Source organism: Subtercola vilae, from assembly GCF_004923255.1.
Classification (GTDB): Bacteria; Actinomycetota; Actinomycetes; order Actinomycetales; family Microbacteriaceae; genus Subtercola; species Subtercola vilae.
Window position 1 is genome coordinate 1 of sequence record NZ_QYRT01000041.1, and the last position, 16,804, is coordinate 16,804.

Sequence of the window (16,804 nt, forward strand, 5' to 3'; positions counted from 1 at the left end):
GAATGCCCGCCAGCCGCATGCAACCGACGAATCTCTGCCCAATCATCCAAAGTGATCACCTTCCATAGTGGTTGGTGGCCCTATATTCAGTTAGCAGAACTGGCCCTATCTTCAGTTGGCATCAACAACGGGGTCGTAGCCCAGGCGTAGCCCAGACCCCCTCCGGTCTATTAGCGATGCTTGCATTACTCTGCGCCGGCAATAGTCTCTCCCTTGTGCCGTTTCCACGGACCAGAACAGCTACGCCAGCTGGGGTCTTGGTAGGAGTGGAACAGGATTGAGCGTTAAGTCCGTGGCGCCAGTCTGAGCTTGGCTCGCTGACGGCGTTCGTGAGTCGACCCCTACTAGACGGAACAAAACTAACAGTTCGACTAGAGACAAATTCGGAGGACCGGTCAGTGGGAATCAAACTGTGTTTTTGGGGCGCGGCGGCCGGCGCCGTCCTGCTCGTGCTTGCGGTGCTGTACATCATCGCATCGAACCGGCTCGGTCTGGTGGCACCCGGCGCCACAGACCTGGGTTCTGGTATCGCGGCCGTGGCCTTCATCGTCGGGCTTGTTTGTGCTCTGATGGGTGTGTCTATCGGCGGCATACTGCTAGCTCTGCGGGAAGTGGCGAACCGCAATAACGTTAGCTAGGTTGCGCGGCCCGGTTCCAGAGATTGCCTACTGCGACGGGCAGACGGATGCGTGCAAATGGCGGCGAAGGGTATGACAAGGGTGCAAGGGTTTAATGCGGTAGGCGTCACAGCCTCATCGGTCATTTTTCTGATTGGTTTAGTTCTTTTCGGCATTTGGATGAGGGGTCGCCCGGAGCGGAAGAGACGCGCCGAGGAAAAGAGACGCGCCGATGAAAAGCTGCTCTTCAAGCCATCCCCAGATCCTCGCAGCCTGCTCTTCTTCATTCCGGTATGGGTGAATTTTTGCTTCGTTGGTGCCATTCTTCTTCTCGTAACGACCGGGTTGTCGAAGGGATTCGTGCTCTGAGTAGGGGGACCGTTCCCGTCAGAATCGTTATCTGGTTATGCACATCGTGACCGGTGCTGATACCAGCAATGCCGGCTTCCTGGCCGGCCGGCTCGCGTACGACTCCCACGGCAACACCACCACCCTCGCCGACCAGACCCTCAGCTACGACGTCGCGAACCGGCACATGAAAACCAGCCTCACCGCCGGCACCACCATCACCTACCAACGCGACTTAAGCGACCGAGTCATTTCCCGCACAACGGTCGTTCCTGGAACTGGCACCGGAACTGGTACCTCGACCGTCTACTACCTCTACGCCGCCGGCGGCTCACCTGTCATGGTGAAAGACGGTTCGACGAGCACGCTGAGCCGGATGTTGAGCCTGCCGGGAGGCGTCAATGTCACCATCTCTGCAACCGGGCCCCAAACCTGGTCGTATCCGAACATCCACGGCGACATCATCGTCACCGCCACCCAGGCCGGCATCCGGTCGGCGCTCTACCGCTACGACCCCTACGGCCAGCCCATCAGCCCCACCGGCATCATCGGCACCACCACCAGCGACAGCACCGTCCCCGACAACCTCCCCGGCACCGCCGACAACGCCTGGGTCGGCGCCAGCAGCAAACTCTACGAACACCAAGGCAGCATCGCCACCATCGAAATTGGTGCCCGCCAATACGTCGCTGCGCTCGGGCGTTTCCTCAGCACCGACGCCGTCGAGGGCGGCAACACCGACTCGTACACGTACCCCGGCGACCCGATCAACCACTTCGATTTTTCGGGCAACCGGCAAGACTCGGGCTCCGCGAGCGTGAACAAGGCCTACTACAGCGACTTCCACAACGCGCAAACCGGCGGCGGAAGCAGCATCTATTTAAAGGGGTTCACTCCTAATGCTCGAGTAACGCTAAATTCGATTATCTCCACCACGCTTCAGGCAGTGATGCCCTTCACCGGTCATACCGACTGGAATTTTTATGGCAAGGCGGAATCATCGATTTGGAACGCGATCTCATTGGTCGCCACAATCGCCTCTTTTGTACCTGTCGCTGCTCCATTCGCGGCACCCATCGCATTTGGGGCGGGTAGCATAACGCTGATGATTGATTGTGGCCGCAGTCTGGACGGAAATAACGAATGGGTTGCGTGCGGCACGGACGCAGTCGCACTAGTGCCGGGGGTGGGGGGTGCGGCCCGCTTGTTCCGTGCCACAAGTGATGGGGAAAAAGCGCTTGATGCTTTCGCTGGCGACTGGGGCGCAATGGGAGGCGCTTCGTCGGCGACCTTTGGCCTAGCCAATTCCGATCTTCCCCATTACCAGCCGTAGGAATCGGCAATGAATCTAACCTACGTACGCGGTCGGTCCGCATTCGAGCTCCAGTCCTTAGCGCTGAAGTTGGGACGATATTTGGCCATTGGTATCGTCGTCGCGGTGATCCTGGCTTTCATTGATTTCGGGCAGCGCGGGCCCACGGGTATCGCGGCAATCATTGTTGGGCTGCCTTGTGCACTCAGCATTCCGCTTGTCTGGACGCCGCTGAAGCTAGTTGCAAACGTGCGAGAGATCTCGGAGGTGAAGAACGGTTACACCACGTTGCGTGACGCGCACCAAGATGTGCAAGAACTTGAACCAGCTACGTTCCGACTGCTGCGCCAACCCGGGGAGCCGTATCTGTCCCCTGAACAACGGCACGATCGACTCTCGGGCGATGGATCTCAAATACCAGCTATTGCTGTGGCAACTCGAAGCGGAAAGCCTGGGATCAGGCTTTCCGCTGGCGAACGGGTCGTGACAATTATTAGTGCCGTCTGTCTGACGATCGGGCTGGCAGCCAAGCTTCTGAGTTGACGATCTGACGCAACAGACCACGACAATGAACTGGCCCGTCTAGGGGAAAATGATCGTTGATGGGTCTGTAACGCTAACGGCTGTGGCGCACTTTCGGTGGTGGTGTTAGTCGAGCAATGGCGGAGCAGCGCGAAGCTCGCTAGCGACTTCCACAACGCCCAAACCGGCGGCGGAAGCAGCCTCAACACCATGGGCACAGTCAGTACAGCCGCTCGAATGAGCGGTCTAAAGTACGCCGAAGCGGAGGCGAGTCAGCATTTGCATGCCTCACTCAAAACCATTTCCGTCGATGCTGCTTGGGTTTCAGAAGTATTCAACCTTGGAAGCGCAGCATTAGGTTTCGTTGCCTTAGAATCGGCAGAAGTACCCCCTGTCGCTATCGCGTTGGAAGCCACTTCCATCCTTCTAAACAAGGTCGGAACGGTGATCGGTTTGGTCGGTACAGCAGCAGGGTGCATGGATTCTTTCGACACTCTCTGCATAACGGGTATCGGGATAAACGGATTCGGATTTCTAATCAGTGGAACGCCTGCTGGCCCAGTATTTTCCTCGCTTGTGGGCGGCGCGTTCCTCATCCCACAGGGGTGGCCTCGATGGCAATGGTGAATCAGAGGATACGTCGATGACTATGTACTGGTTGGCGCGCTTGGGAAGTGTGATCGGATGGGTAATCCTCATTGGATTGGCTGTTGTCATTCCAGCTGCCATTCTGGGGATGTACCCGTATCAAGGGCGCGATCTTTCAGAGACACCGATTGGGCTATCGGCGTCGGGGGTATTGATCTTTCTGGCATTTTTAGCTGGGATGGCATATCGCATACATGTTCGGGCAAGCGGACTTCGTTCGACTGTGCGGAAGGCTCGCTCGGCACCGGGATTTGTAACCAGATGCGACTCAATCTCTTACCGGCTGTTCGAGTCCAGATTGTCGTCAGGGCTCATGCGCTTCGGCGCCTTGGGAAATTTGAACGTCGTTGCTTCGGAAATCGGAATTGAATTTTGGTGGCCCCTTCGTCTCTCGTCGGAGCAGCGCCTGATTGTTCTCGAATGGCACGAAATCAGATCGGTGACGCGGAGTTCGCGTTATGGTCGGCAGCTCCTTCAGGTCGACCTCAAATCTTATGAAGATCGTATTGAGTTTCAAATATTGCGAGGAACTCTAAAGCCCGTCTCGATGCAAGCTGCACAGACAGTTGTTGATCATTTCAATCTAATGCGTCACAAAAATGGCTAACCCTTGGTTGAACTCGGGGCGTTGCGGCGGCCACACCAAATCACGTACCAACGCGATGCCACCGACCGAGTCATCTCGCGCACCACCGTCGGGCCCGGCAGCGGGCCGGGCACTGGCACCACCACCGTGTACTACCTCTACGCCGCCGGTGGTTCACCCGTCATGGTGAAAGACGGCACCACCGGCACGGTCAGCCGGATGCTCAGCCTCCCCGGCGGGGTGAGCATCACGATCCCCGCGACCGGGGATCAAACCTGGTCGTACCTGAACATCCACGGCGACATCGTCGTCACCGCCACCCAGGCCGGCATCCGGTCGGCGCTCTACCGCTACGACCCCTACGGCCAGCCCATCAGCCCCACCGGCGACAGCACCGTGCCCGACAACCTGCCCGGCACCGCAGACAACGCCTGGGTCGGCGCCAGCAGCAAACCCTACGAACACCAAGGCAGCATCGCCACCATCGAAATGGGTGCCCACCAATACGTCGCAGCTCTCGGCCGGTTCCTCAGCACCGACGCCGTCGAGGGCGGCAACACCAACTCATACAACTACCCGGGCGACCCGATCAACCACTTCGACCTCACCGGCGACATGAGTCCCGACTCCTATGTTGCAAGCCTGGCCTACGGATTCAGCCCGAACGTGGGTGCCATTGCAACTCAACGTAGCGCCTACTACGGATATAGCTTTGCAAAGACGAGATTCGGATGGAGCCCATATCTGCCAAAGCCCACCCGCGTTCCCGATCAACTGCGACAGGTCGAATCAATAAAATCAGCAGCAGCTGTAGTCGGTTGGGCCAGCATCGGCGTCCAAGGTGTAGCGGTAGTGACCGCCGTTTGGGCGCCAGAAGTCTCGATACCCGCCGCACAAGCCGCGGTCGGTCTGGGATCTGTCGCAGTGGCTCTGGATTGCAGCGCCGGGGTGGGCCGATCCTGCCAGCTGGGATTGTTCCTTCTTGCATTCGGCGGTTTGGGTGGTGGCGTGGGCGTCGTTAGTGGAGAGTGGGTTTTCACCCTTGGAATACAACTATTCGGCTACCAACTAGACAAGAAGTAGAGCACCAGCCATGAAAAGAATTGTTCAGATTGGTCGTGGGGTGGCGATCGGAGTACTACTGCTTGTGGGGGGCATCTTCCTGCAGATTCAACGGCTGCAACAGATGGGCAGCAGCCAGCTCGGGTCGCAGCTCCTGATTGGTGGCGTCGTGATCGCTGTCGTATTAGTCGTTTTCATTGTCGTCGTGAACCTTCTCGGAGCTGCGGCATTCCGACGCCAGCAAGAGCTCCGAACCCGATACCCGAATGCGTTTGTAACGACCGTGCGAAAGGACAGACCCCTCGAAGCCGCGTTGTACGAACTCACAGGCACGTCGCCGACAACCGGATACCATCTGACTCTCACTATCCATGATGGTGAACTAGCTCTCTGGGGAAAACTTAGTACCGACAGCCCAGCACTGACAATTCCGTCACACGACATCGTGGCGATCGGTGCAACCTCCGTTACAGTGAACTCGATCCCGTTCGCGGCGATCCAATTCACGATCTCTCGATCAAGCGGCCTCATTCAGCTGCCGATGGTACCGGCACGGTCTACGAGTTCGTGGTTGGCACTCCGCCCGTTGGGTCGGAAAGGCGTCGATAGGATGGTTGATAGCTTGTCAACACGATTTGGGCTGGCAGTCCGATAACGGCGTGGCCCGGCTCGTTGGCTGGGACAGTACAAGCTTCAATGCAGTAGTTGCCTACAGCAAGTCAGGGTCTGCCACACTCGCCGTGTCACTCGAAACTGTCATATATTCGTGCAGCAGCCCCTTTCGGGGGTCGGTCGAGAATTCGGAGCTTGGCCTACGTTTAGCAACCGTCGCGATCATTGCCCAAGTTGCAGTTATGGTATTTTCACCGACTGCAGCAATTGCAGAACCGATCGCCATAACCGCGAATATTGCCTCAACACTTATTTCGTGCTCCATCAATGACATGAAAGCCTGCGGCATGGGAGTCTTTAGTTTCGGTTTCGGTTTCGGCTTCGGCTTCGGCTTCGGAAAAGCCGCGCAGATCATCGAGCGCAAGACGTTTGATTGGTCGCTACTCGGATTCGACGCCACCAACTACGCCACCTCGGTGGGGAACTGAGCCATGCGCAAAGAAGTAGAGCTGTTCGCCGTCGGTGACATTAAAACAGCTAATCGTGCGAAAAGCGTATCAACTCTCATCCTCGGAATGGTCTTCCTTCTTGCTCTTATCGCTGCTGAGGTTGTTCGCTTCCAGTTCAGCAGACAAAGCAGTGACCAAGTCATTCTCACTTGCATATTTGTAGGAATCCCTGTGCTCGTGGTCGGGATCGAGGCCGTCCTAGCCATCATGGCAATCAACGCCTGGATTCGTAATACCGAGCTATCGAAGCAATTCCCGGAACGTTCGATCTACACAATCCGAAACGATGGTGCTCTGTCTCGCGCACTCGGGAAGGACGATGTTGGTTCACGAACAGACATGACGGGTGCACGCTTCAAATACTTCTTCTCACTCACCGTAAGTGAGACCTCGATATCAATCTGGGCTGGCGGTAAAAATCCGAGCCTTTTGCTAGAAATCTTGGCTGCAGACGTTCATCGGTGCGAGCTTGGGATGGTCTTCGTCCCGAACCGGCTACCGTATTCAGCCATGATCATCACCGCTGATATCGCCGGCAAGCTGTCAACCCTGCCTATCGTCGTCACGAAAGATGCAGTTCCCTTCGGCCCCCTACTGGCACGCGGCCGGGTAGGCACGATCGACATCATCAGTTCTATCAACGCCATCATCCCGAACAGGCGCGGGGCCGGCAGGGTCTGATCAGTCAAAGATAGGCGAGGAGCCACCCGGGTGTGGAGTTGATCATTCCGTGGCGGTGTTCTGTGATCGCTTCGCGTCGCGATATAGAGCCGGGATCGTCTTGGATCCCATGGGTTACGAGGCACCTAGGTTGCGAAACACTTGCAGCCTGCTTGCGGTCCGTAGAATCAAATGTTTCAGTCCAACAGAAGACATAAATCTGCGTCTGACGATCGTCATTCATCATCGCCTGACCCGTTTTGGCGCACGACGATGGGAAGCACCACACCTAATTCTGGCTTGGGGATGAAAGCGTCCATGAGGGCGATGTTTGACACGAAGCGACCACGCCCAACTTCGCGGAGGAGCCCGAGTTCCTTCAGTTTCGTTAGGTCGCGGTTGAATAGCTTGTCGCTGGCGTTGGCATACATAACGGCGATCGCCGGTGTTAGCAGTCGTATGGTCTTCTTCTGGACCTCGCCCCCTTGAGGAAATGAAAGAACCACTTCTCGGCGGCGCTTTGCAGTGTCTGTGTTGGGCTCGTGCCCAAATCTCTCATGGACGTAGTTGATCCACGCGACCCTCCGCTGCTGCGACTGAACCTCGACGATCTGCTCGCGGAGCTCATCCCGGAAACCGATCGCGCTGTAAGAAATGAATCCCGGAAGGTCCCGAGCTCGCGAGGCAGCGTCAAGACGGGAGTAATAGCGAGGCTTCGTCTTGTTGTAGTAGTTCGAGAGGACCGTTGTGCTCACCCACGGCACCGTTTGCGAGTTAGCCAGAATGGCTGCCTCGACCAGGCGAGCTGTGCGGCCGTTTCCATCACCAAAAGGATGGATCCAAGCGACATAAACGTGGCTCAGGGTCGCCGCGAAGAAAGACAAGAAGAATCGCTGGTCTAGAGATTTGCTGTTCTCAGCCTGCTCAATGATCTCATTGATCCAGCTACAGAGTCGGTCGACGAGGTAGTCGACGTCCTCAGTCGGGGCTCCTCGATAGTTGCCGACGCCAACCTGAACGGTCCTGTACTCGCCAGGGACGACGTGGTCTTCGAGTTCGAGATCCTGCATCAGGACTGCATGCTTTTGCTTAAGCCACTCTGGCGAGAGGCGAAATTTCCCGGTGGCGGCAACTTCCTCGCGCACTTGATTCAAAGCCTCTATGACATTTAGTACTTCTTGTTCCTGGTAACGCTGCGACTCAGGCATCGACTTCTTACGGACGACGATGTCCTCAACCTGCTCTTCGTTGAGGGTATTTCCCTCGATGGCAGCCGACGCCAGTGCGCCGCGGCGGAGGAATACTTCCGACAAGTGCATCGCGACCATCGGCTGCAACGGGGTGCCCGACAAGTGCTGGCACTTGGAATAACTTTCGCCTAGATGCGCCCATGCGATTGAACTGAGCTTGTCTGGGTCAAATTTGAATGTAAGCCACTCGTGAGAGGACTCATAGGCGCGTGTGGGGACCGTCATGCTTTAACCATACCCCTAAATGTCCAATACAGTGTCCCAACAACTGTCCGGTTTTTTGATTGGAATGCTGGGGTGCTTAGGTTCGCAAATGTGGTCTTACGCTGTTGTCACCCGATACGAGCGCTACGGAAAACAATGGGGTTTGCGTGCGTCTTTCTATAGGCGCAGGCAGACATCCCAAGACCCGTTTTGTAACCCTACGCAGGCGAATTCAGGTGGTGAGTGCAACGCCCTGAGTTTCGTGGGGTGTTGTCGATGGGTAGGCCGTGGTCACCGTTGAGTGTTCGTTTGTCGTTCTGGAAGGGAATGGACGCAGGGCTGCCGACGTCTGTCGCTGCGCGGGCTGCGGGTGTGTCGCGGGCGACCGCGTATCGGTGGCTCGGCGAAGATCGGCAGGTGCTGCCATCTCCTCTTCAGAATTCCGCTGTCACTCGTGCCGGTTCGTTGTCGTTGCGGGAGCGGGAAGAGATCGGTTTCCAGCTCGCCCGCGGCCAAGGGGTGCGGGCAATCGCTGCTGTGCTTGGCCGTGCGCCGTCGACGATCAGCCGTGAGGTGGCGAGAAACCGTGTCTATGACCGGTACGTGCCCTCGTTCGCTCACGAGCAGACGTGGGCGAGGACTCGCCGGCCGAGAGCGCGGAAGTTGGACGGGTTAGCGTTACGGGAGCAGGTGATATCGATGCTCACCGAACGGTTCAGCCCGGAACAGGTCGCGGGCCGGTTGAGGCTTGAGCATCCAGAGAATCCGGAGATGCAGGTGTCCCACGAAACGATCTATCAGGCGCTTTATGTTCAGGGCCGCGGCTCGTTGCGGCTGGAAGTCGCTACCGCTTTGAGGACTGGGCGCGCCAGGCGTCGCCCGCAGAAACCAGACGGCCCAAGGCCCGGACGGTTCCAGGACATGGTCATGATTTCCGACCGCCCGCCCGAGGTCGAGGACCGCGCTGTTCCAGGTCATTGGGAAGGTGATCTCATCATCGGTTCAACGTCCACGAGATCCGCGATCGGGACCTTGGTCGAACGGACCAGCGGGTTTGTGATGCTGCTGCATCTACCCGGGGATCACACCGCCGCGACCGTCTCTGCCGCGATGATCGAGGCCATGAACACCCTCCCGGAGCAGCTGCGCCGGTCCGTGACCTGGGACCAGGGACGCGAAATGGCCAAACACCAAGAGATCACGATGGCGACAGGAATGCCGATCTATTTCTGCGACCCGCACTCGCCCTGGCAACGGGGTAGCAACGAGAACACGAATGGACTGCTGAGGCAATATTTCCCGAAGAGCACCGATCTGTCATTCCACGGGCCCGGGATCCTGGAAAACGTCGCCGCGGAACTCAACGCTAGGCCCCGGAAACGTCACGGCTACCGCACCCCCGCAGAAGTCCTCACCGCGCTACTCTCGAACCAGTCAAATCAAACCGGTGTTGCAACCACCACCTGAATTCGCCGCATTTCGGTTATGAGACAGGCACCAGGATTTGCTCGAATTGCCTTTAGGTGACAGACCTTGCTGGTACGTCTGGGTCGAACGAGCCTCCAGTGATGTAACGACGCTCAAAGTCGCCTTTTAGTTTATCCGCGCAAGAAGCCATGACCGCGAGCCGTCTTCCCTCCTCGAACCCTTCAGCCGCCTTCACCTCGTCCATGATCTTGTGGAAGGCCTTTTCGTCCATCCTTCGAGAAAGTTGGACCCCCAGTGTTGAGGGAAAAACATTAGCAAACGTGCGGCGAACCTCTAGCGTTGAGGGGGCAAAGCTAAAGAAATTCAGCAGAAAGTCGGGTCGCATCATGTAGCGCGCTCCGTTATTCCGTAGCTCGAGAAGCTTTGTGAAGCGGAGGATGGTCGTTTCATTGGTGAGCCACCAGGTCTTGTATCCGAACGCAGAAATATTCGAGGACTCTCCTTCACGGTGCCTATGTCCATAGACGGCGCTTGCTAGAAGGGCATCGTTTTCTGCAAGCCGTTCGTCAGTTTTCGCGCTTACAAGCTGGTCCTTGATCTTCTTGACGCTCACAGGATCGGCAAGCTTTTCCAGGTCGGATCGAGACCTGTACTCCATGTGAAAAGAAGCCATCAAGTAGCGCTGAAGCTCTTCGATCGCCGGGCCGCGAAATAATTCACGATGTGTGCAAAATTGGTCGACGAATGCTGGCCAGTTCCTCGGACCTCCTTCTTCAGACCGGTTATAGAAATATGCCCGAACAAGTAATTTCGGTATTTCCCGCACCATTTCCGGGGTCATGCGATGCTCGACGCCAACGTAGAAGTTGTTGAACTCACGATCAGACGCTCTTAAATGGGCGAGTACCTCATCCAGCACCGGTTCGGTGAGCACCAACTTCACGTTGCCCTGCGCAGCCATCAGTAGCATGTTCCGGCACATCTGGCTTTCGACTGGCAGGTAACGCTCACTGAGAGCGCGCAAGATCATGTCCGTCCCCACGTACAAATAGAAGTCAGACGCCATTTGCTCAAAATATTCGACAAGCCGAGGTTCGTGATTTAGTGTGAAAAGTAACGAGTATGTCCTCGCGAGTCGACCTAGGTACTCTCTTTCATCGTGGTTGCCGGAATAAATGCATCGACGAGCAACCTCAAGCGATGCCGCGGCGACTTGAACTGATAGGTCTCCAGAGACATTGTTGGCTGCCAGCGCATCTCTTACAGCGTCGGCCATTTGTGGGTACTCCACGTTGCCTTCGCTGGACATGAAGTGCGCAAACTCCAATCCTTGCTGCTCGAAGCTGAACTGCATCGCCCGTAAGACTACGTTCGCCACCAGGTCGACCATCTGAGGCTCAAAGTCAGGATATTGAGCGGAAGTACGATCCTCAAAGCTACGCAAGACGCGAATCCTCAGGGCTTCGTCGTCCTGATTCTCGCCCGTGATCCGACGTCGTGTTTCCCACGGTAAAACAAACTTATTGTCGTTTCTGTGGAAATTGGCTTGTCGGCCCCCGGGGTAGTTTTTGGACGACAAAGCTTCGAGGCGCTTCTGCATACGCCTGGAGACTATAGACCTAGCCGAGGGCAGCACTTCTGTCACTTTCGCAGTCACCTCGTCGCTGCCCATCATTATCCCTGCGTCGGGATCGGTGCCTTCAAGAGCCCAAAGCGCCAAGCTGTCGGTGATCGCGTTCACCAGAGAGAGATCTCCGTCCATCTTGTCGACTTCCTGGCGTAGGAAGACAAAGACAGCGGGGCTAGAAACGTGACGGCTTGCAGAGATCAGCGTTGCTGCGCCCACCTTGGAAAGAAACGTCGTCAGAGGCAGTAGGTGGCGTTCAAAGGCGGCAATCAGTCCCTGATGATCGTTGACGTGCGCGCGAATGTATGAGCCATCTTTGATCCGAATGACTACGCCCAGTTCTTGGCCCAACTCATCTTCCAGAACATCGATAAAGGGCACAGTTTGGGATGTGAAGTACGTCAGGGCCGTCGGCTTGCGGCCGACGTCTCGCAGGCGGGCGATAGTGCTTCGAATCTTGGCCTTGGAGTCTTTTTGAACGCTGGCTTGATAGAAGACACCGGCGCGACCCAGTCGTTCATGGACTATGTCTCCCCCGAAACCATCGGCACCACCGTCGTGCATTCCTCCGAGTGGTGAGTAGTCTGCACCTAGCAGCGGCGGGAAGAACTCATTCGTGAAGGTCTCAAATATGGTCCCTTGAACGCGCTCCAAAGCTACCTCGACAAGATTTGGATCAACCATTTGCGCCTCAATATGTGGAATCTGGTAGTCAAGAGCTGAATTCCTAACCCCAGCGCGACGCAAGAGGTCGGTAGGTGTGAACTCTATCGCCCGCTGTCATTTAGGCGCGAGCAATCCAATATCTGGGCAGTCTTACAACCCTACGGTTGTGAGGCGTCTCGTCGGTCGCAAAAACTGGTGGGTCAGTTCGCCGGTATTTGGCGGGTCGGCGATTCTTGTAACTATGTGTCGAAACTTTGTGCTTAGATCTTTGTACTCACCATTGGTTACGAGACGCCTGGAGCGGAATGACGAAACTGATCGGGTACGCACGCGTATCGACAAGGCCACAATCAACGGATCGGCAAGAAGCTGACCTGCTCGCCGCCGGTGTCCGGCGTGATGATCTGTATGTCGATCAGGGTGTTTCGGGTGCTCGCGTTTCCCGGCCGAAGTTTGACCGTGCCCTTGACGCACTGGAGGTGGGGGACACCCTGGTGATTACGACCCTGGACAGGCTCGGCCGGTCGACGCAGAACATGCTCGACTTCGCTCAAAGCCTCCGAGACCGCGGCGCCGGGCTCCGAGTGTTGAACCTCGGGGGAGGAAACGTTGACACGTCGACCCCGATGGGATCGATGCTATTCACGATCATGGCCGCTCTCGCGCAGATGGAACACGACATCAAACGCGAACGAATCCTTGACTCCGTCAGCAAACGGCGTGCCGCGGGGAAGAATCTCGGCGGCCGCCCCCAACGCGTCACCGACAGCCAAATCCGAAGCGCCATCCACCTCGTCGAAGGCGGAGACCCAGCCGCGCAAGCAGCCCGGGATCTCGGAATGTCACGAGCCACGTTCTACAGAAGATCACGAGCCCTCAGCGACTAGTGCAATAGGTGCGTCTTTATTTTCGCTGGGTGCGAGTGTTTCCTGTCGGGACTTCGCGCCGGAGCGCCTGGTTCACACTTCGGGTGTCGTACCTGGTGGCATCGAACGGGCGTCCGGGGTTGTTATGCATGCTGGTGACCCATTCGCTCAGGTCGTCGTGCTCGTCGTCGGCGGGGTCCTCGAGCACGTGGAGGATGTGGTCGTAACCGTCAACACCACCGCTGTCCTCGATAGGGCAACGCCGCTCGCCCCGAATCACCGTGACCGAGGGTTCGCCGGGTGCTTTCGGGAGGGTTTCGATGAGGTCGAGCCGATGCAACCAGTTGTCACCGAGGTCGTACACGTAGAACAGGGGCACCTGGTGGGTGAGGACGGCGCGGAGTGCGAAATCTTCCTCGGCGAGGTAAAAGCCTTCATCATCGTCTTCACGGAGCAACGCTGACGCCCACCGTCGCGGCCGCATCGGGGTGACGTTCACGTACAGATCGGGATCGAAATCAAGGAACTCGTGGAGGTGACTATTCTCCCAACCCATCACGGTCTGGAGCGCATCATGCACTTCAGGCAGACGAAGATCCGCGTCGATCTCAAACAACCGCCAAATCTCCGGATCGCTACCGACCAAATGAACCCTCACCCGAAGAACCGCCGGACCGATTAGCCTCACCCCTGCCGCCATCCCCAAATTCTCCCACAACCTCAGCCGGGAAGCGGGTAGAGACGATCGGGAGCATTCCTTATGAGAGGCGCGGTCCGCTGTCTAGTTGGACTCCTAGAAGCGGCACCAACCAGTGCCCATCAATCAGAATCGGACCCTAGTTAGACACGCTGGACGGGTCATGCGTGACGCCCAGTTGGGCTACACCTTAGATGGACTAACCTACAGATTCATCAAGACTCTAGTCGCGGAAATTACGACGCTTAGGCTCTTGCCTCGGGCTATTGCTTTTATTCGGCGAGAGCGTTCGCAGCACCCCAGAGCAGTAGGCTCCGCTCATCAATAAATGTGCCGTAGTCGTCGTTGAACAAGCTAGGTGGGCACAGAGCAGAATTGAGGATATTGCCTAGCTTTGACGCTGGCAACTTCGCTCTGTACCGGCTTGGCGCGACACCGCCGAGAGCTTTATTGTCCGCGGCCGAGATAATCGCAAAGTTCACGAGTCGATTAATGTCAGCGCTGTCGCGACCTTCCCCTTTGAGGAACTTCTGTGGGTTCAGGTGGTGGAATTCTTTCCGGTTGTAATGCCGCAGCACTTCTCCAAGAGAAACGCGCGACCCGGAAACGAAACTTAGGGGGTTGGACTGGACGAGCAAGAGAATAAAAGTCTTCGTTGCTACAGAGCTCACCGTGAATCGGTTGTCGATGAAAAATTCCTTGTCGATCGACCATGGAATCTCCGATAATCCGAGCTTCTCGGATGTCCGAAGTCTCTTCGCTTCTCCAACGTCGCGATTGAGATTTCGCAGGACACCCGCACTGAATCGGCGGGAGAAGCAAGCGCGCCAGAACCATCTCACCATTTCTGCCCGCTGGGCTTCGGATACCAAGACCGTCTTGGAGTCCTTTGCTGCGAAGTAGACCGCCAGAGGCACAATGAGAGTCGGATAAGGGAGATTCTCAAGTTTCTCTACGTGAAGATTTGAGCGCAGAAAATCGACTGCACCCTTGATGCCGCTGATGATCTCATCGAATCGATCGCGCACCTCGGCACCATTCAAAGCGAGCAGACCTGAGGATGATGCATCACTTCCGATGATCGCCGAGCAGCAACGAAGTAAGAGGTTAGAATCTTCGCCCACCGCTGCGAAGCCAAAGGGCTTGAGGTCTTCTGCTAGGTCAGCGAATTTGTCTTGAAGGTCAAACTCCTCGCTCCACGTCCAAGCAGACAGAAGCTGAAATATATCAAGCTCCACGCCGAGGCGGTTCACTCGCTCGAAGACGATGGCCACTTTCGCACGATCGTCGGTTTCGATTAACTGGACTGGTATCGCGGCCTCCTTAAATATCGCCTGCACATGATCGATCTCCTCTAAACGTTCGGGCGTGAGATGCTGCGTCGCAGCACGGTAGCCAGCGACGTCGAAAAATTTCCCGACCGGGAAATGTCGAACCAGATCCACTTGATCAGGAAGTAGCGCGTAGAACTGGGACTCCTGAAGGTCTTTTTCGGCGTCAAAGTCGTAGTAGACCGTTGTCCAATTCGTGTCGTGACCCTCGTTGGCAGCGATCTCTGACTGGAATACGCCAAAAATTGACGTCAATCGCTGTTGCCCATCGAGAACGTAATCGACCGGGAATTCATCTTCACGATCTGGCAATGTGAAGGGCCCAAGATCCCGCTCGGAATTGAGCTGTTCTTTTGTGCGCCAGAGGATCAACGCCCCAAATGGATAGCCCTTATGGATGGAGTCCATAAGATAAGCAACGCGATCCGCGTCCCAGACAAAGCCACGCTGAAAGGCCGGAATGCGAAGCTGCCCACTCTGAACTTGTTCGAGGACTTTTCGAATCGATAGATCGGCCAATGGCGTTTCCTGGTCTCTCACGTCTGTCGTGCTCGGGTCTACTTGTGGAAGTTCCCGAATCCGTACACCGTGACCGCTGGAGGGAAGCCTCAGCAAAACTCTAGTGCCGACCGCATGTACTGGGTACAGCTACGCGTCTGGTGGGTGCGCCGATCACAAATGACCGAATTTGACCGCCCTCCGTGGGTTCACTATCCGAGACGCGATCGAGATATGTATCGCCTTCGGTCCATCCGCGGTCTACCGGGTGATGCGGAGTAGCCCTGCTGTCAGGCCATGCCCAACCCGAGTTGAATCTGTACACTACCTGAGTGTATGCTGGGTGCATGTTGGACTTGACGCTCACGGACCGAGGCGATGCTCTGCCATACGCCATCGGCGAGTGGACAAAAAAGAAGCCGCCGCGGCGAACCGAGACGACTTCCGAACCCCAAGGGGAATATGACCTTAGTTTAGGCCGCATTCGATGATCAGCCAACCCGACGCTAACCAACGCACAGCTCTCACTCAGACTCTGGCAGTATCCCGCCTTCGTCCATACCGTTCAGTGTTCGGAGGAGACACCAACTCAGGGCTGAGCCTTTATCTGTATGAGATGGAACTAGTCGCCGCAATGCAGCAGATCGTCGCAGCTCTAGAAGTGCTCATGCGGGAGCAGATGCACCAAAGCCTCACAGCCGTGTACGGCGTGAACTGGTACTACACCCAACGATCAGAACTCGACGACAGAACTCGTGGCCAAATCTCGAAGGTGCACAAATACCTCGGAAAAAGCCCGTCTCCGGGCAAGGTCGTCGCTGAAATGGACTTCGGCACATGGACATACCTTCTGGAAACGGGCGGCTTCATCGAAGAAGGAACGCCGTCTGCGCGCAAAGCTGACTACGACACCCACCTCTGGCAGTCCGCACTGGTTAATGCTTTCCCGAACGCCGGCACCGCTACCCGGACTGACATCGGCCTGCTCGCACGGCGTGCCCGGTGGGCCAGAAACCGTATGGCGCATCGGGAGTCGATCCTCTTCGGCTTTCCGCACCCGGGCCAGCGAGATGCCACCGGCGCGCTTATCCGTCAGACGCCAATAAGCCTGCTCGAGGACCTTCGCACGCTCGCTGGCTACCTGAATGCCGACATCGGGCACTGGCTGCGCTCCTGCGTCGCTCCTGACGCCTTGCTCGCCAGCAAAGCAGCACAAATGGCCCTCACCTACGCACAGACAACTCTTTACAGCACGCGGGCGTGGGTTTGAAGCCACCACCGCCCGAACGATTTTTCCAATACGGGCTATTGACCCTCACCCCAATCCTGCGGTGAGGCTTATCGTCACCTCTCAGTCCGTC

Annotated in this window: 16 protein-coding genes; 12 read left to right on the top strand and 4 right to left on the bottom strand. The window is 56.8% G+C overall.

What is annotated here, in order from left to right:
- The first annotated feature begins 398 nt into the window (after positions 1 to 398).
- The 9 genes from D4765_RS15790 to D4765_RS15830 all read left to right on the top strand — a co-directional run bounded on the left by D4765_RS15790 (position 399) and on the right by D4765_RS15830 (position 6,897).
- Positions 399 to 638, top strand: coding sequence for a hypothetical protein (locus D4765_RS15790; protein WP_136643286.1), 240 nt, complete (start codon positions 399 to 401; stop codon positions 636 to 638).
- A gap of 57 nt (positions 639 to 695) precedes the next feature.
- On the top strand, positions 696 to 986 hold the full coding sequence (locus tag D4765_RS15795) for a hypothetical protein (protein ID WP_136643287.1): 291 nt from the start codon (positions 696 to 698) through the stop codon (positions 984 to 986).
- Between the two features lie 37 nt (positions 987 to 1,023).
- A complete protein-coding gene (locus D4765_RS15800; protein WP_136643288.1) occupies positions 1,024 to 2,298 on the top strand; it encodes an RHS repeat-associated core domain-containing protein in 1,275 nt (424 codons plus the stop codon).
- Between the two features lie 9 nt (positions 2,299 to 2,307).
- The gene (locus D4765_RS15805) at positions 2,308 to 2,820 is read left to right on the top strand and encodes a hypothetical protein (protein WP_136643289.1); all 513 of its coding nucleotides are present in this window, start codon (positions 2,308 to 2,310) and stop codon (positions 2,818 to 2,820) included.
- Between the two features lie 96 nt (positions 2,821 to 2,916).
- The gene (locus tag D4765_RS15810) at positions 2,917 to 3,426 is read left to right on the top strand and encodes a hypothetical protein (protein WP_136643290.1); all 510 of its coding nucleotides are present in this window, start codon (positions 2,917 to 2,919) and stop codon (positions 3,424 to 3,426) included.
- Positions 3,427 to 3,442: 16 nt separating this feature from the next.
- Positions 3,443 to 4,054 (top strand): hypothetical protein, encoded by a 612-nt coding sequence (locus tag D4765_RS15815; protein ID WP_136643291.1) that lies wholly within the window; start codon positions 3,443 to 3,445, stop codon positions 4,052 to 4,054.
- Positions 4,055 to 4,057: 3 nt separating this feature from the next.
- Positions 4,058 to 5,116: an RHS repeat-associated core domain-containing protein gene (locus D4765_RS15820; RefSeq protein WP_136643292.1), complete on the top strand. Its 1,059-nt coding sequence runs from the start codon at positions 4,058 to 4,060 to the stop codon at positions 5,114 to 5,116.
- Positions 5,117 to 5,835: 719 nt separating this feature from the next.
- Positions 5,836 to 6,195 carry a hypothetical protein gene (locus D4765_RS15825; protein ID WP_136643293.1) on the top strand — a complete coding sequence of 120 codons (360 nt, stop codon included), beginning with the start codon at positions 5,836 to 5,838 and terminating at the stop codon, positions 6,193 to 6,195.
- Between the two features lie 3 nt (positions 6,196 to 6,198).
- Positions 6,199 to 6,897 carry a hypothetical protein gene (locus tag D4765_RS15830; protein WP_136643294.1) on the top strand — a complete coding sequence of 233 codons (699 nt, stop codon included), beginning with the start codon at positions 6,199 to 6,201 and terminating at the stop codon, positions 6,895 to 6,897.
- 215 nt (positions 6,898 to 7,112) lie between these two features.
- Here the strand turns inward: D4765_RS15830 and D4765_RS15835 are convergent, their stop codons facing one another.
- Positions 7,113 to 8,351 (bottom strand): Fic family protein, encoded by a 1,239-nt coding sequence (locus D4765_RS15835; protein WP_136643295.1) that lies wholly within the window; start codon positions 8,349 to 8,351, stop codon positions 7,113 to 7,115.
- Between the two features lie 255 nt (positions 8,352 to 8,606).
- Between D4765_RS15835 and D4765_RS15840 the strand changes: the two genes are divergently transcribed.
- Entirely contained in the window at positions 8,607 to 9,797 is a 1,191-nt protein-coding gene (locus D4765_RS15840) for an IS30 family transposase (protein ID WP_420824542.1), read from the top strand.
- Positions 9,798 to 9,849: 52 nt separating this feature from the next.
- Here the strand turns inward: D4765_RS15840 and D4765_RS15845 are convergent, their stop codons facing one another.
- The gene (locus D4765_RS15845; protein ID WP_136643296.1) at positions 9,850 to 12,069 is read right to left on the bottom strand and encodes a hypothetical protein; all 2,220 of its coding nucleotides are present in this window, start codon (positions 12,067 to 12,069) and stop codon (positions 9,850 to 9,852) included.
- 287 nt (positions 12,070 to 12,356) lie between these two features.
- Here D4765_RS15845 and D4765_RS15850 point away from each other — a divergent pair, with 287 nt between their 5' ends.
- Positions 12,357 to 12,938: a recombinase family protein gene (locus D4765_RS15850; protein ID WP_136643297.1), complete on the top strand. Its 582-nt coding sequence runs from the start codon at positions 12,357 to 12,359 to the stop codon at positions 12,936 to 12,938.
- Between the two features lie 16 nt (positions 12,939 to 12,954).
- On the opposite strand, the gene D4765_RS15855 is transcribed toward D4765_RS15850, so the two are convergent.
- Both D4765_RS15855 and D4765_RS15860 read right to left on the bottom strand, forming a co-directional pair.
- Positions 12,955 to 13,617, bottom strand: coding sequence for a plasmid pRiA4b ORF-3 family protein (locus tag D4765_RS15855; protein WP_136643298.1), 663 nt, complete (start codon positions 13,615 to 13,617; stop codon positions 12,955 to 12,957).
- 269 nt (positions 13,618 to 13,886) lie between these two features.
- On the bottom strand, positions 13,887 to 15,464 hold the full coding sequence (locus tag D4765_RS15860) for a GmrSD restriction endonuclease domain-containing protein (RefSeq protein ID WP_136643299.1): 1,578 nt from the start codon (positions 15,462 to 15,464) through the stop codon (positions 13,887 to 13,889).
- Between the two features lie 613 nt (positions 15,465 to 16,077).
- On the opposite strand from D4765_RS15860, the gene D4765_RS15865 reads away from it, so the two are divergent.
- The gene (locus tag D4765_RS15865) at positions 16,078 to 16,713 is read left to right on the top strand and encodes a hypothetical protein (RefSeq protein ID WP_136643300.1); all 636 of its coding nucleotides are present in this window, start codon (positions 16,078 to 16,080) and stop codon (positions 16,711 to 16,713) included.
- Positions 16,714 to 16,804 lie beyond the last annotated feature (91 nt).